Annotated in this window: 23 protein-coding genes and 1 tRNA gene; 10 read left to right on the top strand and 14 right to left on the bottom strand. The window is 60.3% G+C overall.

Features of this window, described 5'->3' with window-relative positions; translation table 11 throughout:
- Window positions 1–9: 9 nt before the first annotated feature.
- The 5 genes from FFS64_RS17855 to FFS64_RS17835 all read right to left on the bottom strand — a co-directional run bounded on the left by FFS64_RS17855 (window position 10) and on the right by FFS64_RS17835 (window position 5209).
- The gene (locus tag FFS64_RS17855; RefSeq protein WP_095193351.1) at window positions 10–1029 is read right to left on the bottom strand and encodes a LacI family DNA-binding transcriptional regulator; all 1020 of its coding nucleotides are present in this window, start codon (window positions 1027–1029) and stop codon (window positions 10–12) included.
- 3 nt (window positions 1030–1032) lie between these two features.
- Window positions 1033–2010 carry an ABC transporter permease gene (locus FFS64_RS17850; protein ID WP_095193350.1) on the bottom strand — a complete coding sequence of 326 codons (978 nt, stop codon included), beginning with the start codon at window positions 2008–2010 and terminating at the stop codon, window positions 1033–1035.
- Window positions 2007–3560 (bottom strand): sugar ABC transporter ATP-binding protein, encoded by a 1554-nt coding sequence (locus tag FFS64_RS17845; RefSeq protein WP_137806489.1) that lies wholly within the window; start codon window positions 3558–3560, stop codon window positions 2007–2009. The genes FFS64_RS17850 and FFS64_RS17845 overlap by 4 nt, the downstream gene beginning before the upstream one ends.
- A gap of 55 nt (window positions 3561–3615) precedes the next feature.
- On the bottom strand, window positions 3616–4569 hold the full coding sequence (locus FFS64_RS17840) for a sugar ABC transporter substrate-binding protein (RefSeq protein WP_137806488.1): 954 nt from the start codon (window positions 4567–4569) through the stop codon (window positions 3616–3618).
- Window positions 4570–4768: 199 nt separating this feature from the next.
- On the bottom strand, window positions 4769–5209 hold the full coding sequence (locus FFS64_RS17835; protein WP_137806487.1) for a hypothetical protein: 441 nt from the start codon (window positions 5207–5209) through the stop codon (window positions 4769–4771).
- A gap of 318 nt (window positions 5210–5527) precedes the next feature.
- Between FFS64_RS17835 and FFS64_RS17830 the strand changes: the two genes are divergently transcribed.
- From FFS64_RS17830 to FFS64_RS17820, 3 genes are all read left to right on the top strand, one after another.
- The gene (locus FFS64_RS17830) at window positions 5528–6616 is read left to right on the top strand and encodes an asparaginase (RefSeq protein ID WP_137806486.1); all 1089 of its coding nucleotides are present in this window, start codon (window positions 5528–5530) and stop codon (window positions 6614–6616) included.
- A 182-nt stretch (window positions 6617–6798) separates the two neighbouring features.
- Window positions 6799–7068: a DUF1654 domain-containing protein gene (locus FFS64_RS17825; RefSeq protein WP_170948642.1), complete on the top strand. Its 270-nt coding sequence runs from the start codon at window positions 6799–6801 to the stop codon at window positions 7066–7068.
- Between the two features lie 4 nt (window positions 7069–7072).
- Window positions 7073–7762 (top strand): endonuclease, encoded by a 690-nt coding sequence (locus FFS64_RS17820; RefSeq protein ID WP_137806485.1) that lies wholly within the window; start codon window positions 7073–7075, stop codon window positions 7760–7762.
- 134 nt (window positions 7763–7896) lie between these two features.
- Here the strand turns inward: FFS64_RS17820 and FFS64_RS17815 are convergent, their stop codons facing one another.
- On the bottom strand, window positions 7897–8262 hold the full coding sequence (locus FFS64_RS17815) for an SPOR domain-containing protein (protein WP_137806484.1): 366 nt from the start codon (window positions 8260–8262) through the stop codon (window positions 7897–7899).
- Window positions 8263–8512: 250 nt separating this feature from the next.
- On the opposite strand from FFS64_RS17815, the gene csrA reads away from it, so the two are divergent.
- On the top strand, window positions 8513–8707 hold the full coding sequence (gene csrA / locus FFS64_RS17810) for a carbon storage regulator CsrA (protein WP_007938114.1): 195 nt from the start codon (window positions 8513–8515) through the stop codon (window positions 8705–8707).
- 86 nt (window positions 8708–8793) lie between these two features.
- On the opposite strand, the gene FFS64_RS17805 is transcribed toward csrA, so the two are convergent.
- On the bottom strand, window positions 8794–9249 hold the full coding sequence (locus tag FFS64_RS17805; RefSeq protein ID WP_137806559.1) for a DUF2214 family protein: 456 nt from the start codon (window positions 9247–9249) through the stop codon (window positions 8794–8796).
- Window positions 9250–9444: 195 nt separating this feature from the next.
- Between FFS64_RS17805 and FFS64_RS17800 the strand changes: the two genes are divergently transcribed.
- Complete coding sequence (locus FFS64_RS17800) at window positions 9445–10197, top strand: carbonic anhydrase (RefSeq protein WP_137806483.1); 753 nt, start codon at window positions 9445–9447, stop codon at window positions 10195–10197.
- A gap of 63 nt (window positions 10198–10260) precedes the next feature.
- Here the strand turns inward: FFS64_RS17800 and FFS64_RS17795 are convergent, their stop codons facing one another.
- Both FFS64_RS17795 and FFS64_RS17790 read right to left on the bottom strand, forming a co-directional pair.
- The gene (locus FFS64_RS17795; protein ID WP_095193340.1) at window positions 10261–10455 is read right to left on the bottom strand and encodes a hypothetical protein; all 195 of its coding nucleotides are present in this window, start codon (window positions 10453–10455) and stop codon (window positions 10261–10263) included.
- 418 nt (window positions 10456–10873) lie between these two features.
- Window positions 10874–10950: transfer RNA gene (locus tag FFS64_RS17790), tRNA-Val, on the bottom strand.
- A 183-nt stretch (window positions 10951–11133) separates the two neighbouring features.
- Here FFS64_RS17790 and FFS64_RS17785 point away from each other — a divergent pair.
- Window positions 11134–12417 (top strand): FAD-binding oxidoreductase, encoded by a 1284-nt coding sequence (locus tag FFS64_RS17785; RefSeq protein WP_137806482.1) that lies wholly within the window; start codon window positions 11134–11136, stop codon window positions 12415–12417.
- Window positions 12418–12447: 30 nt separating this feature from the next.
- On the opposite strand, the gene FFS64_RS17780 is transcribed toward FFS64_RS17785, so the two are convergent.
- The 5 genes from FFS64_RS17780 to FFS64_RS17760 form a co-directional block, all read right to left on the bottom strand.
- Entirely contained in the window at window positions 12448–13419 is a 972-nt protein-coding gene (locus FFS64_RS17780) for an XdhC family protein (RefSeq protein ID WP_137806481.1), read from the bottom strand.
- 1 nt (window position 13420) lies between these two features.
- Window positions 13421–14656 carry a cytochrome c gene (locus FFS64_RS17775; RefSeq protein WP_137806480.1) on the bottom strand — a complete coding sequence of 412 codons (1236 nt, stop codon included), beginning with the start codon at window positions 14654–14656 and terminating at the stop codon, window positions 13421–13423.
- Window positions 14657–14658: 2 nt separating this feature from the next.
- Window positions 14659–15198 (bottom strand): (2Fe-2S)-binding protein, encoded by a 540-nt coding sequence (locus FFS64_RS17770; protein WP_137806479.1) that lies wholly within the window; start codon window positions 15196–15198, stop codon window positions 14659–14661.
- A complete protein-coding gene (locus FFS64_RS17765) occupies window positions 15191–18022 on the bottom strand; it encodes a xanthine dehydrogenase family protein molybdopterin-binding subunit (RefSeq protein ID WP_137806478.1) in 2832 nt (943 codons plus the stop codon). The genes FFS64_RS17770 and FFS64_RS17765 overlap by 8 nt, the downstream gene beginning before the upstream one ends.
- A 185-nt stretch (window positions 18023–18207) precedes the next feature.
- Entirely contained in the window at window positions 18208–19149 is a 942-nt protein-coding gene (locus FFS64_RS17760) for a LysR family transcriptional regulator (protein ID WP_137806477.1), read from the bottom strand.
- 126 nt (window positions 19150–19275) lie between these two features.
- On the opposite strand from FFS64_RS17760, the gene FFS64_RS17755 reads away from it, so the two are divergent.
- From FFS64_RS17755 to aldA, 4 genes are all read left to right on the top strand, one after another.
- The gene (locus FFS64_RS17755) at window positions 19276–20571 is read left to right on the top strand and encodes an MFS transporter (RefSeq protein ID WP_137806476.1); all 1296 of its coding nucleotides are present in this window, start codon (window positions 19276–19278) and stop codon (window positions 20569–20571) included.
- Between the two features lie 17 nt (window positions 20572–20588).
- On the top strand, window positions 20589–21773 hold the full coding sequence (gene rhmD, locus FFS64_RS17750) for an L-rhamnonate dehydratase (RefSeq protein WP_056853692.1): 1185 nt from the start codon (window positions 20589–20591) through the stop codon (window positions 21771–21773).
- Window positions 21774–21787: 14 nt separating this feature from the next.
- Window positions 21788–22588 carry an aldolase/citrate lyase family protein gene (locus tag FFS64_RS17745; protein ID WP_137806475.1) on the top strand — a complete coding sequence of 267 codons (801 nt, stop codon included), beginning with the start codon at window positions 21788–21790 and terminating at the stop codon, window positions 22586–22588.
- Between the two features lie 19 nt (window positions 22589–22607).
- Window positions 22608–23790 (top strand): aldehyde dehydrogenase (gene aldA / locus FFS64_RS17740; RefSeq protein WP_137806474.1); only part of this gene is annotated, 1183 nt, incomplete at its 3' end.

Here is a 23790-nt window from a genome sequence, read left to right as displayed (position 1 = left end):
TACTTTTATTTAACGGAACTGGGCAAAAACACCGGCCAGAGGCGCAGTCGATTCCCGCATGACGATGCTTGGCATCACAATCCGTTGTTCGGTGACCAGATCCGGCTTGGCGATCCGGCGCAGCAGCACTTCGGCCGCCATCTCGCCAAGCTGCAGGATCGACTGCCCCACGGTGGTCAGCGCCGGGTAGACATATCGGCTCATCTGGATATCGTCGAAGCCGATCACCGACAGTTCCGTCGGTACACGCACATTGCGTTCGGCGGCGGCTCGCAGCACACCGATGCCGATCATGTCGTTGGCGGCGAAGATGGCGCTGGGCGGGTTGCGCTCCAGCAGGATCGCGGCGGCGTTGTAACCGCCGGTGCTGGTGAAATCACTTTCGAGCATGCGCTCGGCAGGCACTTCGATGCCCGCGTCTTTCAAGGCCCGGCAGAAACCGGCCAGACGCATCTGCGCCACGCTGGTGGTCGCCGGACCGCTGATGGTGGCGATGTCCCGGTGCCCCAGCTCCAGCAAATGGCGGGTCGCCAGGTAGGCACCGTATTCGTGATCGATGCGCACCAGGTCCGCATCGACACCTTCCAGCCCGCGGTCGACAATCACCATCGGCGTGCGCACACCCGACAAGCCCTGCGCCAACCCGCTGTCACCGCCCGCTGATGCGACGATCAGACCGTCGATGCGTTTTTCCAGCAACACGCGCAAGTAGCTGCGCTGCTTGTCCGGGTTGTCGTCAGAGTTGCAGAGGATCACGCAATAGCCATTGCGCTCACAGTAATCCTCGATCCCTCGGGCCAGTTCGGCGAAGTACGGGTTGAGGCTGTTGGGCACCAGCAACCCGATGGTGGCCGTGGTTTTGGCCTTGAGGGATCGAGCCACGGCGCTGGGAACGTAATCGAGGGTTTTGATTGCCGCCTCGACCTTGATCCTCACTTCTTCGCTGACCGGCCGGGTTTTGTTCACCACGTGGGAAACCGTGGTGTAGGAAATGCCCGCGAGTGCTGCCACATCTTTGATCGTTGCCATGACTCAGGTCCGCCGGCTTGCGCGTTGACTACGGTAAGTATCGAGTACCACCGCGACCACGATCACCGCGCCGGTGATGATGCGTTTAGTGGGTTCGGTGGCGCCGATCTGTGCCAGGCCGGCCGCCAATACGGAAATGATTAGCACGCCGAAGAACGTGCTGATGACCGAACCACGCCCGCCCATGAGGCTGGTGCCACCAATCACCACGGCGGCGATCACCTGCAGCTCCAGACCAGAGCCGGCGTTCGGGTCCGCTGCTTCCAGGCGCGAAATCTGAAACAACGCGGCGATCCCCGCCAGCAACCCCATCAGGCTGAACACCATGATCTTGTAGGGCTTGGGATTGATCCCCGCCAGCCGCACCGCTTCTTCGTTGGTGCCGATACCGATCAGGTAGCGACCGAATACGGTGCGGGTCAACACCGCCTGGGCGATGAAAATGATCAGCAAGGCAATGATAAACGACGGCGAAATGCCGAAGGCGATCGGGTTGGACAACCAGGCGAAGGCATCGCCGATGTACGCCGTGCGCGAGCCGGTCATTTGATACGCCACGCCGCGGGCCATTTCCAGCACACCGAGGGAGACGATGAACGATGGGATGCGCCAGGCCACGGTGATCGAGCCGGTGATGGTCCCGGCCAGTGCAGCCGCCGCCATGCCGAGCAATGCCGCTGGCAGGACGCTCCAGCCCCAGCCGAGAATCGCCACACTGACGGTGGACGCAGCGAGCGCCAGCACCGAGCCCACCGACAGGTCGATGCCGCCGATGATCAACACGAACGTCATGCCGACCGCCAGGACCATCAGGTCCGGAATCTGGTTGGCCAAAGTACTGAAGGTGTCGTAAGACAGGAAATGGCTACTCAGGATCGAGAACAGTACAACCATCGCCAGCAAGGCACCGGCCAGGCCCAGGTAAGTGCCGAGGCCGTAAAAGTTGCCGCTGCGTTTGCCGGCTAAAGATGCGGTTTTCATGGAAGATCCCTAGGCGCTGCTTCGTTGAGCAGCGCATCACGTTTTTGGTAGCCGGCAAATGCGGCGGCAAGCAAATCATCCTGGGTCCAGCTGTCGCGCTCAAAGGTGTCGATCAGGCGGCCTGCGGACAGCACACCGATGCGGTCGCAGATCAGCATCAATTCGCGCAAGTCGCTGGACACCACCACCAGCGCTTTGCCCTGGCGGGTCAGTTCACCGAGCAGCGCATAAATGTCGAACTTGGCGCCGACGTCGATACCCCGGGTCGGTTCGTCGAACAGCAGCACCGAACAATCGCGCTCCAGCCAGCGACCGATTACCACTTTCTGCTGATTACCGCCGGACAGTTCGGACACCAATTGTGTCGGGCCGGAACTGCGGATGCGCATGGCATCGATCTGACGCTGGGCCAGGGAGGCCTCGTCGCCGTTGTTGACGAAGCCGCCGCTGGAAATGCCGGGCATGTTGCCCAGTGCGATGTTGGCGCTGATCGATTGCGTCAAAAGCAGGCCTTCACCCTTGCGGTCCTCGGTGATCAGGGCGATGCCGTGAGCGACCGCGTCCACCGGAGATCGAATGCTGACGACCTGCGCGGGGGAGCCCAGCGCCACCGTGCCGCTGTCAGCGCTGTCGGCACCGAAGATCAGGCGCAGCAATTCTGTGCGCCCTGCCCCGATCAGGCCGGAAATGCCGAAAATCTCGCCAGCGCGCACTTCAAAAGACACATCCAGGACCTTGTCGGCGCGGGTCAGGCCCTTGACCGTCAGCGCCGGCGCGCCGATATTGCGCGGCCCCATGTCGATGTGTTCGCCGAGCTCCCGGCCGACCATCAAGGTCACCAGTTGCTCGCTGTTGTAGTTGGCCATCGGCTCGACGCACACCAGATTGCCGTCGCGCAGTACCGCAATGCGCTGGGCGACCCGGGCCAGTTCTTCTAGGCGATGGGAGATGTAGATGATCGACACGCCGCGCGCCTGCAGACGGGCGATCTGCTCGAACAGCATCTCGACCTCGCGGGCCGTGAGCATTGCGGTGGGTTCGTCGAGGATCAGCACGTGGCAATCGCCGATCAGGTTGCGGGCGATCTCGACCATCTGTTGGTGACCGATGCCGAGTTCGCCGACCTGGGTATCCGGATCAATCGCATCGAGCCCGACCTGGGCCATGGCTTCGATCGCCGCCTTGCGCAGTTGTTTGCGACTGATCCAGCCGCCGTGGCTAGGCAAGTTATCGAGAAACAAGTTTTCTGCCACCGATAGGGTCGGCAGCAGATTGAGTTCCTGCATGACCATACGGATGCCCAGGTCTTCAGCCTGGGTGCGGCTGCCCGGACGATAATCCTGCCCTTGAAACTGCATCTGGCCAGTGGTCGGCGTGACCAGTCCGCCGATGATCTTCGACAGCGTGCTTTTGCCCGCGCCGTTCTCGCCGGTCAACGCCAGCACTTCACCGCGTATCAGCGTCAGGTCGATGCCGGTCAGGACCGGTTGGGCGTAGGTCTTGCCGATACCGCTGACCGACAGGACAGCGTTCGGGGCGTGAACGGACATAAAAACTCTCCATGCGCTCGCCCGGACGGGCGAGCACCGTTGTGTCGCCTGAGGATTACTTGGTAATCAGCTCTACCGGGGTCTCGATCACGCCGTTGGCGCTGCCGACTTTCTCGCCCTTGATGATTTTCAACGCGGTCTCGATGCCGAACACCGCTTGCTTGGCGGCAAACTGGTCGGCAGTGGCCAGCACGCGGCCGTCCTTGAGCATCGGTTTGATGGCGTTGATGTTGTCGTAGCCGACCACTTGCACCTTGCCGGCCTTGCCGGCGGCGCGCACGGCAGACACGACACCGACCGCCATGCTGTCGTTACCGGCCAGCAGGGCTTTGATTTGCGGGTATTCGCTGAGCATGGCGGAGGCAACCTGGTTGCCCTTGTTGATCTCCCAGTCACCGGACTGTACCGACACCACCTTGATCTGCGCGGCCTCCATCGCATCCTTGAAACCCGCGGTGCGAGCCTGGGCGTTGGTGGTGGTGGACACACCTTCGATGATGCCGACTTCGTCACCGGCCTTGAGCTGCTTGGCCAGGTACTCGCCTACCAGGCGCGCGCCCTTGCGGTTATCCGGGCCTACGAACGGAACGCTGATGTTTTTGCTCTTGACCACCACCGGGTCAAGCTGATTGTCGATGTTGATCACAGTGATGCCGGCATCGACCGCCTTCTTGATCACCGGCACCATGGCCTTGGAGTCAGCAGGCGCGATGACCAGCGCATCGACTTTGGACACGATCATCTGCTCGACGATGCGGATCTGGTTGGCCGTGTCCGTTTCGTCCTTGATGCCGTTGGAAATCAGCTCGAATTCGCCGGAGTGGTCTTTCTGGTAGGCCTTGGCGCCATCTTCCATGGTCAGGAAGAATTCGTTGGCCAGGGATTTCATGACCAGCGCGACTTTAGGTTTTTCCGGGGACTCGGCGAATGCCGAAGAGACAGGCAGCGCGGCGGATGCGGCAGCCAGCATAGCGACAGCAAGAAGGCGTCCGGCGAATGGCAGCTTCATGGGTTCACTCCGATCTTATGATTATTGTGAGCAACGCTTGCGCTGGCGTAAGCTGCGTGACGCTCATCGATGGATTTATCCACCGTTAACGTCGCGCAAACGTTTGCGTAGATCGAACTATGCGAACCTTGTCAAAATTTGTCAACGACCGATAGCGCGCTTTGCAGGGTCGACGGGCAGAAAAAACAGACCGCTTTTATCATGCCGTGGTACTGATCACGCTTCCTGTGCTGGCGGCCTTGGTCAACTCCTTCGCCAGGGCTGCAGCCACTTGCGACAGCGCGGCCGAGGTGTCGGCGATCTGACTCTGGATCGCCATCACCGCTGTTGCCTTGGCTTCCGGCGTCGGAAATTCCGCGGCTTGCGTGGCCGCCAGTTGTTGCTGCTGTTCGCGCAGTTGCTGTTGCAGCTCCTGCATGCGCTTGAGCAGCATCTTCACCGCGATGCTTTGGCTATCACCGCTTTCGGTTTCGGAACCGCGAACATCACCGAGGCTGACTGCTTTTTTCTCGCCCTCCTCCAGTCCCAACCGCTGCTCGGTGGTTTCGGTCGCCGCGTCATTCAACGTCTCGACGGTTGCCGGCGATTTACCGCCGATGTTGATCACGGATGCACTTGGAAAACCGACCGTCAACGACATGTGAACTCCCTGAATAAAAGATTCCTCAAGAGGGAGATCGACCTGTGCACGGGTTTCTTTAGAGCTGAATCAGGATCCGGCTTTCGGTGAGCCGAACGCAAAAGTGGCCGATAGTCGGTAACCCGGACACTTCAAGGCCAGGGCACAGTGCACAACCTGTTTAAATATCCAAATAAATCATCAAGTTAAACGTTTTTCTCAACGCAAAACATGACTGGTACAGATCCTGCTCTTGTCCAGCACCCCAAGCGTTCAGATTCGCCTGGGGCGCATCTAGATGAACCTGCATCAGCACCGTCACTACTAGAGAGAAAAATAATGACATCTGCTTTGAAAACTTTTGTTCCGGGCGCCTTGGCCCTCCTGCTGCTCCTGCCCACCGCCCTTCAGGCAAAAGAAGTCGAAACCCAACAGAAATTGGCGAACGTGGTGATTCTGGCCACCGGCGGCACCATCGCGGGCGCCGGTGCCGGCGCGGCCAACAGTGCCACCTATCAAGCCGCGAAAGTCGGCGTCGACAAGCTGATCGCCGGCGTTCCGGAACTGAGCCAACTGGCCAACGTTCGCGGCGAACAGGTCATGCAGATCGCGTCCGAGAGCATCACCAACGACAACCTGCTGCAACTGGGTCGCCGCGTGGCCGAACTGGCCGATAGCGAAGACGTCGACGGCATCGTGATTACCCACGGCACCGACACCCTGGAAGAAACCGCCTACTTCTTGAACCTGGTGGAAAAAACCGACAAGCCGATCATCGTCGTCGGCTCCATGCGTCCGGGCACCGCGATGTCGGCCGATGGCATGCTGAACCTGTATAACGCCGTGGCCGTGGCCAGCAGCAAAGAGGCGCGTGGCAAAGGCGTACTGGTGACCATGAACGATGAAATCCAGTCGGGTCGCGATGTCAGCAAAATGATCAACATCAAGACCGAGGCGTTTAAAAGTGCCTGGGGTCCGCTCGGGATGGTGGTTGAAGGCAAGTCTTACTGGTTCCGCCTGCCGGCCAAGCGCCACACCATGGATTCCGAGTTCGACATCAAGACCATCAAGAGCCTGCCGGACGTAGAAATCGCCTACTCCTACGGCAACGTCAGCGACACCGCCTACAAGGCGCTGGCTCAGTCGGGTGCCAAAGCCATCATCCACGCAGGCACCGGCAATGGCTCGGTGTCTTCGCGGGTCGTTCCAAGCCTGCAAGCCCTGCGCAAGGACGGCGTGCAGATCATTCGCTCTTCCCACGTCAACGCCGGTGGCTTCGTACTGCGTAACGCCGAACAGCCTGACGACAAATACGACTGGGTCGTGGCGCACGACCTGAATCCGCAAAAAGCACGCATCCTGGCCATGGTCGCCCTGACCAAGACCAACGACAGCAAAGAACTGCAACGGATGTTCTGGGAATACTGATTCACCTTCGCCCGAGCGATTCCGGTCGGGCACTGTTTTCACCACTCGCCAGCCTTGGCGAGTGGCTCCTACCCCGCCTGACAAAAATACTCCTTTCGTCCTACACCAAATTGAAAAAGCCGCTGTCAGAGGATTCTCTTGATTTTTAAGCAGTTGCGAAATTGCCTACAGTTAAATACTGTATGCACGTACAGCTTAATAAGGATAATCCCGTGGACACCACCTCCGCCTCACCTGACGCCTATGTCCGCATGGGCCTGCGCGTTCAGAAAATCATCAACTCCCCCACCGCTCAAAAAGCCAAGGCAGCCCTGATTTTTCGTCTTCCGGACGAGCCCGTGGATGAGTGGGAGCGCCTGCTGGAAGAGATCGACGAGAACGACAACGTCACCCTCGCCTATCGCGACGATGGTGGTGTGCAGATTTTCTGGGTTGTGCCGAAGGAAGACTGAGTTAATGAGTGTCCGTTGTTTTGCTTTGCTGTTTCTGTTGTTCGCCACGGGTGCCCAGGCCGACGCGCCCCGCACCTTTAACGAAGCCAAGAAAGTGGCCTGGAAGCTGTACGCCCCACAATCCACCGAGTTTTATTGCGGCTGCAAATACACCGGCAACCGGGTGAACCTCGCGGCTTGCGGTTATGTGCCGCGAAAGAATGCCAAGCGCGCGGCCCGCATTGAATGGGAACACATTGTTCCGGCCTGGCAGATTGGCCATCAGCGCCAGTGCTGGCAGGATGGCGGACGCAAGAACTGCACGCGCTACGATCCCGTCTACCAGAAAGCCGAGGCTGACCTGCATAACCTGGTGCCCAGCATCGGTGAGGTGAATGGGGATCGCAGCAATTTCAGTTTTGGCTGGCTGCCGGAGCAATCGGGTCAATACGGTTCGTGCCTGACACAGGTCGACTTCAAGGCGAAGAAAGTCATGCCGCGCCCGTCCATTCGCGGCATGATCGCCCGGACTTACTTCTACATGAGCAAACAGTACGGTTTGCGCCTGTCGAAACAGGATCGGCAACTGTATGAAGCCTGGGACAAAACCTATCCGGTCCAAGCCTGGGAGCGTCAACGCAACCAGAGCGTGGCGTGCGTCATGGGACGCGGCAACGAATTTGTCGGTCCGGTCGACATGAAAACCTGCGGTTGAATGCACGCTGAAAACACAAAAGGCCTCGGGTTCATTCCCCGAGGCCTTTGTGTTTTCAGCCGCCGACCTTGTTGTAAATCAGGTTCAATGCCGGCGGGGCATGTCGCGCTGCTTGATCCGATATTTGCCTGGACTCACTGAGCGACCGGACGCTCCAGCACCAGCACCTCGATGTTCTGCTTCTTCGCCTTGGTGATGGCAGTACTCACCTGCGCCTGTTTGGCCTCGGCTTCGGCTTTCGAATTAAACGGCCCCATCAACACTCGCACCTTGCCGTTTTCCCGGACGACATTGGACATGAAATTGTGCTCGATCAACCAGCCGCTGAGGTCGCTGACGGCCTGGGGAGTTGCGCCCCGCACTTCCAGATCCCATTGCGGCACCGATGCCTGCGCCGGCGCGACGGCCGTTGCCGGGGCAGGCTTGGGCGCATCCACACGCTTGCCTTCACCGCATCCCGCCAGCGCCAGTACCGCCATTACCAAGACCATTTTGCGCACAGCGTTTCCCTCTGAAGGCTTAAAGCGAGGATTTTAACACTCATGAATACTTCTCGAGTGCCGCAAAATGGGCGCAAAACAACGAGAATGATGGTTGCGGCCTCTGTATAGTTACGCCTTGGGAATTAATGCTGTATCTGCGCGTCAGAAAGAGGCACCCAAACCGTGAGACTTCGCACTAATCTATACATACCACCGACCTCTGCACTGTCCGAATCAGGTGCCCCATAAAGCAATCAAGGAGAAGACCATGCTGATACTCACCCGCAAAGTCGGTGAAAGCATAAACATTGGTGATGACATTACGATCACCATCCTAGGCGTAAGCGGCCAGCAAGTCAGAATCGGCATCAACGCCCCGAAAGACGTTGCGGTGCATCGCGAAGAGATTTATCAGCGTATTCAGGCCGGCCTGACCGCCCCGGACAAGCCACAGACCCCCTGAATCCTGATGCAGTCAGTAGCCAGCCCGTTCGCCCCGGAACGACGGCTGGCTAAAGATTCAAGCGCCGACTCGCCGCCCCTGCTCAATCAACCAAACGTCACGCCGCGCGCCATGCCAGTGGCCGCTATTACCATCAGTAGCACCAGCAACGCCTCGACATGACTGATCCGCGCAAACAGCATCGCGCGCCCGGTATCGATTGCCGCGCCACGCGCCAGCGCCACCCGCCACTTGATCAAAGTCACCATCGGCGCCACTTCCAGCAGCAGGATAAGCACGAACAGTGTCATCTTGAGGTGGAATAACGGTTGGTGCAGGTAATAATCCGTGCCTTTTTCGTACCCACCGAAGGCTCGCATCCCACCGGTAATCAACAGAATAAGCGCAGAAATCCCCCAAAGGTTGTCCGCGATCAACACACTGCGAGCCTCCCCCGCGCCGATTGCCAAACGCCGAAAATTCGTACCGCGAACCAGAACCGCCCAGAAACCCAGCGCAAGCGTCAAAAGATGTGCCGCCGCCAGAAACCAGTGAATCAGCATCGAGGAACTCCCGTCAGGACGAAGTTGAATCAACCTGTCAGTAGTAGTCCATGGATCGACGATTTGCACCCTCCCCACTCTCCAAACACAACGTTGCAGACCGACTAGACTTCAACACTTCAGTGCCGCAGGTTCCTGCTTGCACTACCCCCAACAGCTGTCATTCCCACCGAATTGAACTGAGTACACAACATCATGTGTGAATCATGCGATTCAAACTCTGCTTCAAAATTGAATGATCGTCGTCACTTTCTGCGGGTCGCCGGGTTAGGCGCCGGCACCCTGCTACTTGCTGGTGTACTGCCCGATAGAATCATTCAGGCAGCCGAAAAAACCGCCGCGCCGCCAAAACCAAAAAACGTGATCAATCCGGATGAGGCCCTGGAAAGGCTGATGAAGGGAAATGAACGGTATGTCAGTGGTGACTCAGAGACGCATGACTTCAAGGACGAACGCGAAGCCCTGGTCTCCGGCCAGAACCCGTTCGTGGCAGTACTGAGCTGTTCCGACTCGCGCATCGCCCCCGAGTACGCGTTCGATACCGCACGAGGCGATCTATTCGCCATCCGCGTGGCGGGTAACTTCGTCACGGATGAAGGTCTGGCAAGTCTTGAATACGGTGTCGCCGTGCTGGGGGCGCCACTCATTCTGGTATTAGGGCATGAAAGCTGCGGCGCTATCGAGGCCGGCATAAAAGCCGTCAAGGATCACACGGTGTTCCCCGGGCAGATCCCGAAACTGACGGACGCACTCAAACCATCTATCGAGACCGTACTCAACCAGCCTGGAGATCTGGTGGAAAACGCCACCGTGCAAAATGTCAAAAACTCGGTCGAGCGCCTCAAGAAAGCCGCACCACTGCTGAACGACGCACTCGGCAAGGGAACGTTGAAAATAGTCGGGGGCATTTATCGCCTGGCAACCGGAAAAGTCGAGCTGATTGCCTGAATCATCAAGGCCACGGCGAGATGCGCCAGATGTGAAGAGCCCAGCGCGATGGCTGGGCTCTGGTTATTTTCGGTTTTCCATCATTTTGTCGGCGAGGGTTTTGGCCCTCTCGATCAACAGATTCTGCCTGTCTTCATGAGTAGCTCCGCCTACAACGGGTGCCGTCAGATTGCTTTCGGCAATCAACGCAGCGCAGAAGTATTGATCCCAGACTGCCTTGCTGTCGGATGCCTGCTTGTTCATTTGGTCGGAGATCATGTGCGACTCCTTTTGATGAGATGGCATTACCTATTCTACGCCTGAAAAGCTGCGAGACAGGGCTTAGTCAGAGCATCCATCGCAGAAGCACATGAGATGCGATCCACGAAGATGCTTTAACCACCGTCCACTGAAGCAGGAGGCAAATGGATAGTTAAGCCGCAAGGAACTTGATGATCGTTCGCGTCCCCATCAATCGCTCTCCCACCCTAAAAACGACGAAACACTTGGTCACGTGTTCAGGTTGGATGCAATTCAGTGCTGACAGTTCAATGTCAAATCGAATTGGTTTTCATTTGAGCTAAGTTATTATCCAGGCACGTCTGGGATTTACCAAGGTTTTGCAAATCGCAGACAACAAAAAAGGGCCCACCTTTCGGTGAGCCCTTCTAGACCGCCCAGCAGAGCGGATTTTGTTTGGTAGGCGCGATTGGACTCGAACCAACGACCCCCACCATGTCAAGGTGGTGCTCTAACCAACTGAGCTACGTGCCTGCTGTGAGGCGGCATTCTACGGAATTCCGGAGGGGTGTCAACACCTTTTTTCGAGCTAACCCTATGAATATGCAAAATATTTAATTTTGCGGCTGCGAAGAAGATTTTCCGGTGGCTGGCGGTGGTTTTTTAACTCGGGTAGGATCGACGCACTCGTAAAATATATTAAACAGAGGCAGCAGGATGGCGAACACCCCCTACCCAGAGTCCTACTACGCCGCATCGGCCAATGCGGTGCCGCCGCGCCCGGCTTTGCAGGATGACATTGAGACTGATGTCTGTGTGATCGGCGCCGGTTACACCGGCCTGTCCTCCGCGCTGTTCCTGCTGGAGAACGGTTTTCGGGTGACGGTGCTGGAAGCGGCCAAGGTGGGTTTCGGCGCGTCGGGGCGTAATGGCGGACAGATCGTCAACAGTTACAGCCGCGATATCGATGTGATCGAACGCAGTGTCGGTCCCAAGCAGGCTCAGTTGCTGGGGCAGATGGCGTTCGAGGGTGGGCGGATCATTCGTGAGCGGGTCGCCAAATACAACATTCAGTGCGACTTGAAGGACGGTGGCGTGTTTGCCGCCATCACGGCCAAGCAGATGGGCCATCTGGAATCGCAGAAGCGTTTGTGGGAGCGCTTCGGTCACACGCAACTTGAGCTGCTGGATCAGCGACGCATCCGCGAGGTGGTGGCCTGCGATCAATACGTCGGCGGCATGCTGGACATGAGCGGCGGGCATATTCACCCGCTCAATCTGGCGCTGGGCGAAGCGGCGGCTGTGGAGTCGCTGGGCGGCACCATTTATGAGCAATCGCCGGCGGTGCGCATCGAGCGCGGCGCGAATCCGGTGGTGCACACGCCACAGGGCAAGGTCCGGGCTAAATTCATCATCGTGGCGGGCAATGCGTACCTGGGTAACCTGGTGCCGGAACTGGCCGCCAAATCGATGCCCTGCGGCACTCAGGTCATCACCACGGAACCCTTGGGCGATGCGTTGGCAAAAAGCCTGTTGCCTCAGGATTATTGCGTCGAGGACTGCAACTACCTGCTCGACTACTACCGCCTGAGTGGCGACAAGCGTCTGATTTTCGGCGGAGGTGTGGTGTATGGCGCGCGGGATCCAGCGAACATCGAGGCGATCATCCGGCCAAAAATGCTCAAGGCCTTCCCGCAGCTCAAGGACGTGAAAATCGACTACGCCTGGACCGGCAACTTTCTGCTGACTCTGTCGCGCCTACCGCAAGTCGGCCGCCTGGGCGACAACATCTACTATTCCCAGGGTTGCAGCGGCCACGGCGTGACCTACACGCACCTGGCGGGCAAGGTCCTGGCTGAAGCGTTGCGTGGCCAGGCCGAGCGTTTCGACGCATTTGCCGAACTGCCGCACTACCCCTTCCCCGGCGGCCAATTGTTGCGCACTCCGTTCGCAGCATTGGGTGCCTGGTATTACGGACTGCGGGACAAGTTCGGGTATTAAGCAACACCGAAGTACTTTGTGGGAGCGCTGTTAGAGCTGCTCTCGCGGGATACCGCTGCGAATCCGCAGGATATCGGCGAGTACGGCCAGGGCAATTTCCGCCGGTGTCTTGCTGCCCAGGTTCAAACCGATCGGCGCATGAATCCGCGCCAGCTCCGCATCCCCCAAGCACCCGATGCGACGCAGTCGCTCAAAACGCTTTTGCGAGGTTTGCAGGGAGCCCATCACACCGATGTAGAACGCCTCGGTGCGCACCGCCTCCATCATCGCCAAATCGTCAATGCGCGGATCGTGGGTCAAGGCCACGACTGCGGTATCGCTGTGGCAACCGCCGTCGGCGATAAACACCGACGGCAGCTGACGACGAATCTCCACGTTGTCCAGCACCACGCCTTGCAGCACTTCATCACGCGGATCACACAGAATCACCTCGAATCCCAGGCCCACGGCAAATTCCGCACAGGCCTGCGCCACGCTGGAGTACCCGGCCAACAACAAACGCTGAGCCGCGCCGATGCGCAGTCGAACCCGGTCGATCTCGCGTTCGACCCGCGCGCCCTGTTCGCGATCATCGAACAGACTGCGCGTGCCGCTGGACAGGTCAACTTCACGAATCAAGCGGCGTCGGCCCAACAGCGCCGACTCCAGCTCGCGCAGATGCGCCTGCACCTCGCAATTCGATTCAAGGTTTTCCACCAGCACATCGAGTACGCCGCCACAGGGCAGGCTGACCCGCGAGCGTGGGTCATCGCCTTCACCGTAGCGCACAACACTGACAGCTTGTTCAAAGGCACCTTCGGCAACACGCTCGAGGAAGTCGTCCTCGACACAACCGCCGGACAGCGAACCGATCCACTGTCCGTCGGCGTTCACCGCCAGCAACGAACCCGGTGCGCGCGGTGCCGAGCCGTAAGTGGCGAGTACGGTGCACAGCCAGACACGCTGTCCGGCCGTGGACCACTCCAACGCCCGGCGCACCACCTGCAGATCCAGATGCTGCATGTCAGTGCACCTTGTGCTCGAGCGGCGGCGCATCCGCGCGCAACGTCTGCACCTCGTTCACCGCCAGATCACCCGCCTGACCGCCCCACCCCTGACGCAGATAATTGAGCAGATCCGTCAATTGCTCATGACTGAGCTTTTCGGCGAAACCCGGCATCGGCTGCATGTGTTCGAACCCGGCAAACTTCTGTTCGCCGATGCCATCGTCGATCACCCGCACCAGGTTGCGCGGATCTTCCAGGCGCAGCGTGGTGTTGCCACGCATGGCCACGGCGATGTGCGGCTTGCCTTCGCCACCGACAGCATGGCAACCGGCGCAGACGTTCAAATATTCCTGACGGCCACGCTGGGCGCTCGCGCTGAGCGCGTCAAACGGCACATCCATCAGCACTTTCGCCGCCGGTGGTTGATCGCCGAGCAAGAAGGTCGCCATGGCCGCCAGGTCCGGGTCGCTCAGGCCCTGGGTGCTGTTGTGGAACACCGGGAACATCTCGTTGAACATCGTGCCCTGGGCGCTCATGCCGTGCTTGAGGAAGGCGCTCAGGTCTTGATGATTCCAGCCGCGAGCCGCCAGGTCAGTGGCCAGCAAGCTCGGCGCCAGGTAACCGTTAAGCAGGCCGCCAGTCATGCGCTTGTCCTGCTGCATCGCGCCCGGCAAACCACGCGGGGTATGGCATTCACCGCAATGACCGAGAACATCGACCATATACTGGCCGCGCTTCCAGGCTTCGCTTTTGCCTTCGGTCGGCGCCAGCTTCACCTCTTTGCCGTAGAGCATGTTCCAGCCCATCAGGCCCAGGCGCACGTTGAACGGGAAGCTCAGGCGGGTGACCGGTGCGGCACGTTCGATCGGCTCGACGGTTTTCAGGTAGGCATGAATCGCATCGGAGTCTTCCCGAGGCATCAGGTGATACGAGGTGTACGGCATCGCCGGATACAGGTTGGCACCGTCGCGACGCTTGCCTTCGGTCAACGCGGCGAAAAACTCCTCATCGTTGTACAGACCTATACCGTGCTCTTTGCTCGGGGTGATGTTGGTGCCGTAGATGGTGCCGAACGGCGAGACGATTGCCAGACCGCCCGCATACGGCGCGCCACCCGGTGCGGTATGGCAGGCCATGCAGTCAGCGGCGCGAGCCAGATAAGCCCCGCGAACCACCTGATCGTCCGCCTGCGCCAGCAACACAGGCGCAGCCAGACCGACCGCCAATGCCAGGCGGGTCAATAGATGCTTCATGCTTAACCCTCTTTGACCAGGCCGAGATCGCTCAGCACGTTGCGCGTCGCGTTGTAATAACGCACGTAGCCAGTGCAGCGGCAAATGTGATGACCGAGGCTGTCCTCGATGACTTTCTCCAGCTGGCTTTTGACGATCGGCCGGCGCTGCAGCTTTTCCACCAGCACCGTCGCGGCGTTGACGAAACCTGGCGCGCAGTAGCTGCACTGGAAGGCGAATTCGTCGACGAAACGCTGCTGGATCGGGTTCAGCTCGGTGACCTTGCCTTGCTCGTCGCGGGTCGCGTGGCCTTCGATGGTGCGTACTTTCTTGCCTTCGAAGTAGTGCGCGCCGGTGATGCAGGTGCGCACTTCTTCGCTGGTGCCGTCGGGGTTGTCGACGATCACCACGCAGGCGTGGCAGATGCCCTGGCCGCAGCCCAGGCGCGAGCCGGTGAGGTTTTTGTATTCGTGCAGGTAGTCGATCATCGGCAGGTCATCAGGGATGTCCACCGGGCCGACGGTTTGACCGTTGAGGGTCAGTTGAAGCGGACGGTTAGCCATTGAGGGCCTCCTTGATGCGAGCAGAAGTGATAGGCAGGTCGCGGACACGTTTGCCGATAGCGTGGGCCACGGCGTTGCCGATGGCACCGACCACCGGGATCATCACCACTTCGGCGATGCCCTTGGACGGATCGCTCGGCGACAGAGGCGGCAGGATTTCCGCGGTCTGTTTCCACACCGCCACATGCCGCGCCATCGGCAGGCGATAACGGTTGAAGTTCCAGTCACCCTCCCCCGGCCCGCCTTCGTACAGCGGCATTTCTTCCATCAACGCATGGCCGATACCCATGGCCGTGCCGCCTTCGATCTGGCCCTTGACCAGCTCCGGCACCAGCACCCGCCCGCACTCGACCCACGAGTGATGGTTGAGCACCTGCACCTCGGCCGAGCCCTTGTTGACTTTCAATTCCACCAGGGTTGCCACAGGGCTGTAGTAGGTCACCGCCGCGTTGTTCAACTGAGTCGCCGGGTACGCGATGTTCTGCCTATCCAGCAGATGGAAACCGGCGCTGTGCATTTGCGCCTGCTTGGCCTTCGGCGCACCTTCGCCGTACTTCACCGCCAGGCCATCGAGCGGCAGACGCTCACGCACGCCGTCGATGCTGAACTCGGCCTCGGCCCAGCTCCAGCGGTTGAAACCGTGCACAGTCGCGCCGGTGACCAGACCGCGCTCGTGGGCACGCTTGGCCAGCATCGCGAAGGGCAATGGCTCCATGCCGTTGGCGGTGAGCTTGCCGTCGACCCAATGGGCGTCTTCACGGCGTACCACGTAAGGGTTGGCCTGGCCGCCGTAGGGGCCTTGTCGCCAGATTTCCAGCGCCGCCGGCCACAGGCCGTGGTTGAACAACACGCGCGCCGCTTCACGGGTGGCGTGGCTGAAATAGTAGGCGGAGTTGGTCGCCGACGAGGCCGACGCGATCTTGCCAACCCAACGCGGATTGCGCAGGAAGCTGTCCTGCTCGGCCTGGCTCATGATGTAAGGGTTGCCGCCGCTGATCAGCTGCAACTCTTTCCATTCGGTTTCGCCGGTCTTCACTTCGTGCGCCGGCAGACCGAGGAAATCGGCCACGACCATGGCTTGCGACGTGGACATGCCGGTGCCGATCTCGATACCGATATGACGCAGGCTGATCCGGCCGTCGGCGGTGAATTCGACGCTGGCCATCGGCGCTTCGGAACCGGTGCCGAAGTCTTTCTGACAGATGGCGAAACCGACGCCATACCAGTGATCAGGATCCGCCGCTTCACGCTGCTTCTTGATCGCGTCGCGGTTTTTCCAGACCTCGTTAACGGCGGCCTTGTCGAGAATTTCATGCAAGCGCAACGCGCCCGCCGGCACTGCGCCCTGGGTGTTCTTCATGCCCGAACGCAGGGCGTTCTTCTTGCGCAGGTCGATGGCGTCGATGCCGAGGCGATCGGCGATTTCATCGACCATCATTTCGGTGGAAGCCATGCTTTGCAGGGTGCCGTACCCGCGCATCGACCCGGCTTCAACGGCGCGGGAATGATAGGCGGTGACCTGCAGATCGTTCTGCGGCATGTAATAGATCGACTGCGCCGCCGTAGCGCCAACCGCCGCCACCGACGGGCTGTAGTTGATCCGTCCGCCGCCGTCGACGCTCATCTCGGCGCGGAAGATCTTGAAGCTGTGATCGGTCTTGTCCACCGCCAGCTGATAGCGGATATCGAACGGGTGGCGCTTGATGCCGCTCTGGAACTGCTCGTAGCGGTCGTTGGCCAGGCGCACCGGCACACCGGCGCCATACAACGCCGCCAGCGCCGCGTAGTACACAAAAATGTTGTGGTCCTTGGAGCCGTAGCCGACGGTGTAACCCGGGTGCATGTTCAGGTTCGCCAGGCCGAAACGCGACGGCGCGATCATCTTCGCAGTCTCGGTGGCGGTTTCCAGCGGGCACTGAGTGGCGACGACAAAATGCAGGGTCTTGGTCGCCGGGTCGTACCAGCCGTTGCCGTTGTCCGGTTCCATGGCGGCCGGTTCGATCGACGGCGTCTTGTAGCGCTCGTCGAACACCAGCCAGTTGTCCGGTGGCGTGTCGATCTGCTGCTTCATGCGCTCGGCGTAGAACAGCCCGCGCTCGGTCAGGTTGCCGTGCAGGTTCGGCTGGGAATCCCACACCGGACGGCGGTTGCGCAGCATCGGGAACAGGATCGAATCCTTGAGGCTGGCGAATTCGTCCTCGTCCGCCGAAGTCGCGCCGCCCACCCGCACATAGCGGAAGCTGCCGTAGGGATCACCTTCGTAGAACGGCACCTGGGCACCGTAACGAATCGCTTTGTCATTGAACTTGAGTTGGGCCTTGGCCTGACGGAAGCGCTCGAAATCGTTCCAGATCAGGATCGCCACCGGGTGGCCGATGAACATCGGCACCTTGCCGGCCGGCAACAGCGGATCGGGGGCGTGCTCTTCCGGAAAGACGATGCCGTCCTTGACCAGATCTTCGGCGGTGACGATTCGGTCAGGCTGCAATTCGGCACCGAGCCACGACAGGTCATAACCGTCATAGATGCGATCGGCCTTGATGGTTTTCAGCAACATCGCATGGCCCTGTTGCTGCGGCCAGCCCGGCATGTCCTTGGCGCGGATGTCACGGGCAAAGACCTTGCTGCCGCAGACCTTGGACAAGGCATCGTTACGGGCGCGCGCCTTGCCGTTGTTGCCGAGCCATTGCTCGGACGGCACGGTCACGCTGTTTTCCATCAAGGCCGCCAGCGCCTGACTGCTCAGCGGTGTAAGCGTCACGCTCACACCCGCTACCAGCCCGCCCTGAAGGAACGAGCGCCGGGATATATCACGGTTGGACATGGATCATCCTCTGGGCGGTTATGGGGTCCGCCCTTCTGGTTATGTACAGGAAATCTCGAGTCTTGCAGAAGCCCTTTCTGACGTTGCAAAGGGCTGTGATGAGAGTGCAAAGCTGACCGAAAGGTTAACTTTATAGAGTTATGCGTCGTTAGAAAACAACCGGTTACAAAAAACTGACCAAAGAATCAAAAAACTACAGCCTTCCCACGCAGCAGATCGATGAACAACCCCAGTTCCCGGCTGATGTGTTCGCCCTTGCGCAACAGCAGCCCGAACGGCGCCAGTTGCACGTCGAGTTCCACCGGCAACGCCACCACCAGGCCCATTTTCAGGTAGTCGCGCAAGGCGGTTTCCGACAGCACCATGATCGCGTCGGTCAGTTGAATCAGTTGCTGCATGGAGTACACCGAACTGCATTCGATGATGTCCGCCGGCAGCGGCAACGCCAGGCGCTGCAAAGCCTGATCCAGACCGATACGTGCCGGGCTGGTTTCCGGTTGCAGGATCCACGGCCAGGCGCTGACCAGTTCCGCCAGTTCCAGTTTCTTGCGTTTGGCCAACGGGTGACCGGCGTGTACCACCACCAGCAATCGTTCGTTACCCAGTTGCTCGAACTCGTAATGCTCGCTGTCGGTGGCAGCGTTGCGCCGAGCGATGGCGAGGTCGATGCGGCCCTGCTCCAGCAACTGGATCACCTGGTCGCTGGTGTCGCCCATGATGCGAATCCGCAGCTGCGGGTTGAGCGCCTTGATCTCGGCAATTGAATCCATGACCAGATCCGGCGCCGCGCCCATGATGGTGCCGATGGAGAGATAACCGTAACCGCCCTGTTGCCGCGCCATCAGGTCCTCGGCACAACGGTCGAGACCGCTGAGGGCCGACTCGGCAAAACGGATCAGCTCCTGGCCCAGCGCCGTCGGTCGCATGCCGCGAGGCAGCCGTTCGAACAGGTCGCAGCCAAACATGTCTTCAATTTCATGGAGCATGCGGGTGGCGGCCGGTTGCGACATGTTCAGGGATTGCGAAGCGCGGTGCAGGTTCTGGCTGGTGCTGAGCGCCACCAGCATGTGCAAGTGCTTGTAGCGCAGGCGATTGAACAGGCTGCGGGAGAGGATCGGCGTAGTCATGGCGGGCCTTTTTATATCGATACCCTTAAGGTATCAGTTGTTAGCTAGATTCGATTTGTAACGCATCGATCAGCCGCCGTACAGTCTTCCCCATAAGAACAAATGCCCTACCAAAGGAAAACTGCGATGAAGACTCTACCCGCGCCTCTGCTCGCCAAAATTTCCTGGCGGCTGCTCCCGTTTCTCCTGCTGATGTACATCATGGCCTTCCTCGACCGCGCCAACGTCGGGTTCGCCAAGCAAGCCTTTCAAGCCGATACCGGCATCAGCGACGCCGCCTTCGCCTTCGGCGCCGGGGTGTTTTTCGTCGGTTACGCGCTGCTCGAAGTGCCCAGCAACCTGATCCTGCACCGCGTCGGCGCCCGTTTGTGGATGTGCCGGATCATGGTGACCTGGGGCCTGGTCTCCGCGGCCATGGTCTTTGCCCATAACGAAACCACGTTCTACGTCCTGCGCTTTCTGCTCGGTGTGGCGGAAGCCGGATTTTTCCCCGGCGTGATTCTTTACCTCACCTACTGGTTTCCCAACGCGGTACGCGGCAAAGCCATGGGCTTCTTCTATTTCGGTGCGCCACTGGCGTTCATCTTCGGCAGCCCGTTGTCCGGTCTGCTGCTGGAAATGGATGGGTGGGCCGGTTTCCACGGCTGGCAGTGGCTGTTCGCCGTGGAAGGCTTGATGGCCACCGCCGTGGGCATCTGGGCCTACTGGTACCTGGACAATCGCCCCGCCGATGCCAAGTGGCTGACCGCCGAGGAACGTCAGCAAATCCAGAGCCTGCTCGATCAGGAAGACAGCCACAAACAGAACCACGGCCGCAGCCTGCTCAACGTGTTGTGCCAACCCTCGGTGCTGTACCTGTGCCTGATCTACCTGCTGATTCAGGCCAGTGTCTACGGCGTGGTGTTCTACCTGCCGACTCAGGTCGGTGGACTGTTGGGCACCAAGGTCGGGCTGATGGTCGGCCTGGTCACCGCGATCCCGTGGATCTGCGCCATCGTCGCCGCGTACCTGATCCCCGGCTACAGCGACCGCACCGGCGAACGTCGGCGCACAGCCTGCCTGACGTTGCTGATGTCCGCGGCCGGGATCGCCTGCTCGGTCACCTTCAGCAGTCCGATCCTGGGCATCGTCGCCCTGTGTTTTGCCGCTTCCGGCTTCATCGCCGTGCAACCGGTGTTCTGGACCTTCCCTTCCAGTTACCTGGCCGGCAGCGCGGCGGCGGCCGGCATCGCCCTGATCAACTCCTTCGGCGCCCTCGGCGGCTTCATCGCCCCGGTACTGAAGAACTGGGCCGAAGGCGCCTTCCATTCACCGGCCGCCGGTCTTTACCTGCTGGCCTCTACCACTGTCATTGCCGCGTTGCTCGTGCTGGGCGTGCGTTCGCCCGGCCATAAAGCTTCGAACAAACCGGCCACCGTTTAAACCTGAGGAGTCACACCATGGGCATTCCAACCATCAAACACGTCCGTGCTTTCACCCTGCGTGGCGGCGGCGCGGATTATCACGATCAGGCGGACGGCCACTGGATCGACGATCACATCGCCACGCCGATGAGCAAATACCCGGAGTACCGCCAGAGCCGCCGCACCTTCGGCATCAACGTACTCGGCACCCTGGTAGTGGAGATCGAAGCCAGCGACGGCACCGTCGGTTTTGCCGTGACCACCGGCGGCGAACCTGCTGCGTACATCGTCGAAAAACACTTGGCGCGCTTCCTCGAAGGCGCACGGGTGACCGACATCGAAAAAATCTGGGACCAGATGTACCAGTCGACCCTGTATTACGGGCGCAAAGGCATCGTGATCAACACGATCTCCGGAGTCGACCTGGCGCTGTGGGACTTGCTCGGCAAGATCCGCCAGGAGCCGGTGCACCAGCTGCTGGGCGGCGCGGTGCGCGATGAATTGCAGTTCTACGCCACCGGTGCCCGCCCGGACCTGGCGCAGAAAATGGGTTTCATCGGCGGCAAGATGCCGTTGCACCACGGCCCCGCCGAAGGCGAGGAAGGCCTGCGCAAAAACCTCGAAGAACTGGCCACCATGCGTGAGCGCGTCGGTCCGGACTTCTGGCTGATGCTCGACTGCTGGATGAGCCTTGACCTCAACTACGCCACCAAACTGGCGGTCGGCGCCCACGAACACGGCTTGAAGTGGATCGAAGAAGCCCTGCCACCGGACGATTACTGGGGCTACGCAGCACTGCGCAACAACGTGCCCAAAGGCATGCTGGTGACCACCGGCGAGCACGAAGCCACCCGCTGGGGATTCCGCATGCTGTTGGAGATGGGCTGCTGCGACATCATTCAGCCGGACGTCGGCTGGTGCGGCGGTCTCACCGAACTGGTGAAAATCTCGGCCCTGGCCGACGCGCACAACGCGCTGGTCATTCCTCACGGCTCGTCGGTGTACAGCTATCACTTCGTCGCCACCCGGCATAACAGCCCGTTCGCCGAGTTCCTGATGATGGCGCCGAAGGCTGACGAAGTGGTGCCGATGTTTCATCCGCAACTGCTCGGCGAACCAGTGCCCGTGAACGGCCGCATGCGCTTGTCTGAACTGGATCAACCTGGTTTCGGTGTGACGCTCAACCCCGAATGCCAACTGCATCGGCCCTACAGCCGCTGAGAAAGGAGCCCTTGATGAACATGCCGCACAACGCCTTCAAGACCGCGCTGAAACACCCGACGACCCAATACGGCATCTGGGCCGGCTTCGCCACCGGCTATGCCGCCGAGATCGTCGCCACCACCGGTTACGACTGGATGCTGATCGACGGCGAACACGCGCCGAACACCGTGCCCGGCGTACTCGCCCAGTTGCAGGCCGTCGCGCCCTACTCCACATCGCCGGTGGTTCGCGCGGTCAATGGCGACGCCAATCTGATCAAGCAACTGCTGGATGTCGGCGCGCAGACGTTGATGATCCCGATGGTGGAAACCGCCGAACAGGCGCAGGCCCTGGTGCGCGCCATGCGCTATCCGCCCCACGGCATACGTGGCGTCGGCGGCGGCCTGACCCGCGCCACGCGTTGGGACGGCGTGCCGGATTACCTGAATACCGCCCATGAACAGCTGTGCCTGATCGTGCAGGTCGAATCGCGGCTGGGCGTGGATAACGTCGAAGCGATTGCTGCCGTCGAAGGCGTCGATGCGGTGTTCATCGGCCCGGCGGATTTGTCCATCGGCCTGGGCCATGCCGGCAACCCAGGTCACCCGCAAGTCCAGGAACGCATTCAACACGCAGTCAACGCCACGCTCGCGGCCGGCAAGGCCTGCGGCATTCTCGCGCCCAATGAAGAGGATGCGCGCCGTTACCAGAGCTGGGGCTGCCAGTTCATCGCGGTGGCCATCGACATCAGCCTGCTACGCCAGGGCGCCATGGCCACCCTCGCCCGCTACCGCACACCGACCACCGAACAAGCGCCGTCGCGTACCTACTGATCAGCCAAGGAGTCGCCCCATGTCGTCCGTGCCTGTCTATGAAAACTTCATCAATGGCCAGTTCGTGGCCAGCGCTGCCCATCTCGATGTGATCAACCCGGCAACCGGTGCGGTGTTGTCTAAAGTCCCGGCCTCGACGGCCGAAGACGTCGACCGCGCCCTCGCTGCCGCCCGCGCCGCGCAAAAGGACTGGTCACGTAAACCGGCAAATGACCGCGCCGGCTACTTGCGCAGGATTGCCGCCAAGCTGCGGGAAAACGTTGCGCACCTGGCGCGCACCATCACCCTGGAACAAGGCAAGATCAGCGGCCTGGCAGAAGTCGAAGTGAATTTCACCGCCGACTACCTCGATTACATGGCCGAGTGGGCGCGGCGCATCGAAGGCGAAATCATCACCAGCGACCGCCAGAACGAAAACATCTTCCTGTTCCGTAAACCGCTGGGCGTGGTGGCCGGGATTCTGCCGTGGAATTTCCCGTTCTTCCTGATCGCCCGCAAGATAGCCCCGGCCTTGCTGACCGGCAACACCATCGTTATCAAGCCCAGCGAAGAAACCCCGAACAACTGCTTTGAGTTCGCCCGACTGGTCGCCGAAACCGACCTGCCACCTGGGGTGTTCAACGTAGTGTGCGGCGACGGTCAAGTCGGCGCGGCGCTGAGCGCGCATAAAGGCGTGGACATGATCAGCTTCACCGGCAGCGTCGACACCGGCTCGCGCATCATGGCCGCCGCCGCGCCGAACATCACCAAGCTCAACCTGGAACTGGGCGGCAAGGCCCCAGCCATCGTGCTGGCGGATGCCGACCTGGACCTGGCGGTGAAGGCCATCCGTGATTCGCGCATCATCAATAGCGGACAGGTGTGCAACTGTGCCGAGCGGGTGTATGTCGAGCGCAAGGTGGCGGATCAGTTCATCGAGCGCATCGCGGCGGCGATGAGCGCCACACGCTACGGCGACCCGATTGCCCAACCCGATGTGGAAATGGGTCCCCTGATCAACCGTCAGGGCCTGGACAGCGTCAACCGCAAAGTCCGCACGGCATTGAGCCAGGGCGCGAGCCTGATCAGTGGCGGGCAGATTGCCGATCTGCCCAATGGCTTTCACTTCCAGCCCACGGTATTGGCCGGTTGCCGTGCCGACATGGAAATCATGCGCCTGGAGATTTTCGGCCCGGTGCTGCCGATTCAGATCATCGATGACC

This window comes from Pseudomonas sp. G(2018), from assembly GCF_005502415.1.
Classification (GTDB): domain Bacteria; phylum Pseudomonadota; class Gammaproteobacteria; order Pseudomonadales; family Pseudomonadaceae; genus Aquipseudomonas.
This window is presented reverse-complemented; position numbering and strand designations above follow the sequence as displayed.

What these genes read in the sequence shown, in the direction of transcription:
- FFS64_RS17745 (WP_137806475.1), top strand. Translation starts at nt 21,788, where the DNA reads ATGAACATGCCGCACAACGCCTTCAAGACCGCGCTGAAACACCCGACG.
- FFS64_RS17830 (WP_137806486.1), top strand. Translation starts at nt 5,528, where the DNA reads ATGACATCTGCTTTGAAAACTTTTGTTCCGGGCGCCTTGGCCCTCCTG.
- FFS64_RS17775 (WP_137806480.1), bottom strand. Translation starts at nt 14,656, where the DNA reads ATGAAGCATCTATTGACCCGCCTGGCATTGGCGGTCGGTCTGGCTGCG.
- FFS64_RS17755 (WP_137806476.1), top strand. Translation starts at nt 19,276, where the DNA reads ATGAAGACTCTACCCGCGCCTCTGCTCGCCAAAATTTCCTGGCGGCTG.
- FFS64_RS17770 (WP_137806479.1), bottom strand. Translation starts at nt 15,198, where the DNA reads ATGGCTAACCGTCCGCTTCAACTGACCCTCAACGGTCAAACCGTCGGC.
- FFS64_RS17835 (WP_137806487.1), bottom strand. Translation starts at nt 5,209, where the DNA reads ATGTCGTTGACGGTCGGTTTTCCAAGTGCATCCGTGATCAACATCGGC.
- FFS64_RS17800 (WP_137806483.1), top strand. Translation starts at nt 9,445, where the DNA reads ATGTGTGAATCATGCGATTCAAACTCTGCTTCAAAATTGAATGATCGT.
- FFS64_RS17855 (WP_095193351.1), bottom strand. Translation starts at nt 1,029, where the DNA reads ATGGCAACGATCAAAGATGTGGCAGCACTCGCGGGCATTTCCTACACC.
- FFS64_RS17845 (WP_137806489.1), bottom strand. Translation starts at nt 3,560, where the DNA reads ATGTCCGTTCACGCCCCGAACGCTGTCCTGTCGGTCAGCGGTATCGGC.
- FFS64_RS17760 (WP_137806477.1), bottom strand. Translation starts at nt 19,149, where the DNA reads ATGACTACGCCGATCCTCTCCCGCAGCCTGTTCAATCGCCTGCGCTAC.
- FFS64_RS17850 (WP_095193350.1), bottom strand. Translation starts at nt 2,010, where the DNA reads ATGAAAACCGCATCTTTAGCCGGCAAACGCAGCGGCAACTTTTACGGC.
- csrA (WP_007938114.1), top strand. Translation starts at nt 8,513, where the DNA reads ATGCTGATACTCACCCGCAAAGTCGGTGAAAGCATAAACATTGGTGAT.
- FFS64_RS17825 (WP_170948642.1), top strand. Translation starts at nt 6,799, where the DNA reads ATGCACGTACAGCTTAATAAGGATAATCCCGTGGACACCACCTCCGCC.
- FFS64_RS17805 (WP_137806559.1), bottom strand. Translation starts at nt 9,249, where the DNA reads ATGCTGATTCACTGGTTTCTGGCGGCGGCACATCTTTTGACGCTTGCG.
- rhmD (WP_056853692.1), top strand. Translation starts at nt 20,589, where the DNA reads ATGGGCATTCCAACCATCAAACACGTCCGTGCTTTCACCCTGCGTGGC.
- FFS64_RS17840 (WP_137806488.1), bottom strand. Translation starts at nt 4,569, where the DNA reads ATGAAGCTGCCATTCGCCGGACGCCTTCTTGCTGTCGCTATGCTGGCT.
- FFS64_RS17820 (WP_137806485.1), top strand. Translation starts at nt 7,073, where the DNA reads ATGAGTGTCCGTTGTTTTGCTTTGCTGTTTCTGTTGTTCGCCACGGGT.
- FFS64_RS17795 (WP_095193340.1), bottom strand. Translation starts at nt 10,455, where the DNA reads ATGATCTCCGACCAAATGAACAAGCAGGCATCCGACAGCAAGGCAGTC.
- FFS64_RS17785 (WP_137806482.1), top strand. Translation starts at nt 11,134, where the DNA reads ATGGCGAACACCCCCTACCCAGAGTCCTACTACGCCGCATCGGCCAAT.
- FFS64_RS17765 (WP_137806478.1), bottom strand. Translation starts at nt 18,022, where the DNA reads ATGTCCAACCGTGATATATCCCGGCGCTCGTTCCTTCAGGGCGGGCTG.
- FFS64_RS17780 (WP_137806481.1), bottom strand. Translation starts at nt 13,419, where the DNA reads ATGCAGCATCTGGATCTGCAGGTGGTGCGCCGGGCGTTGGAGTGGTCC.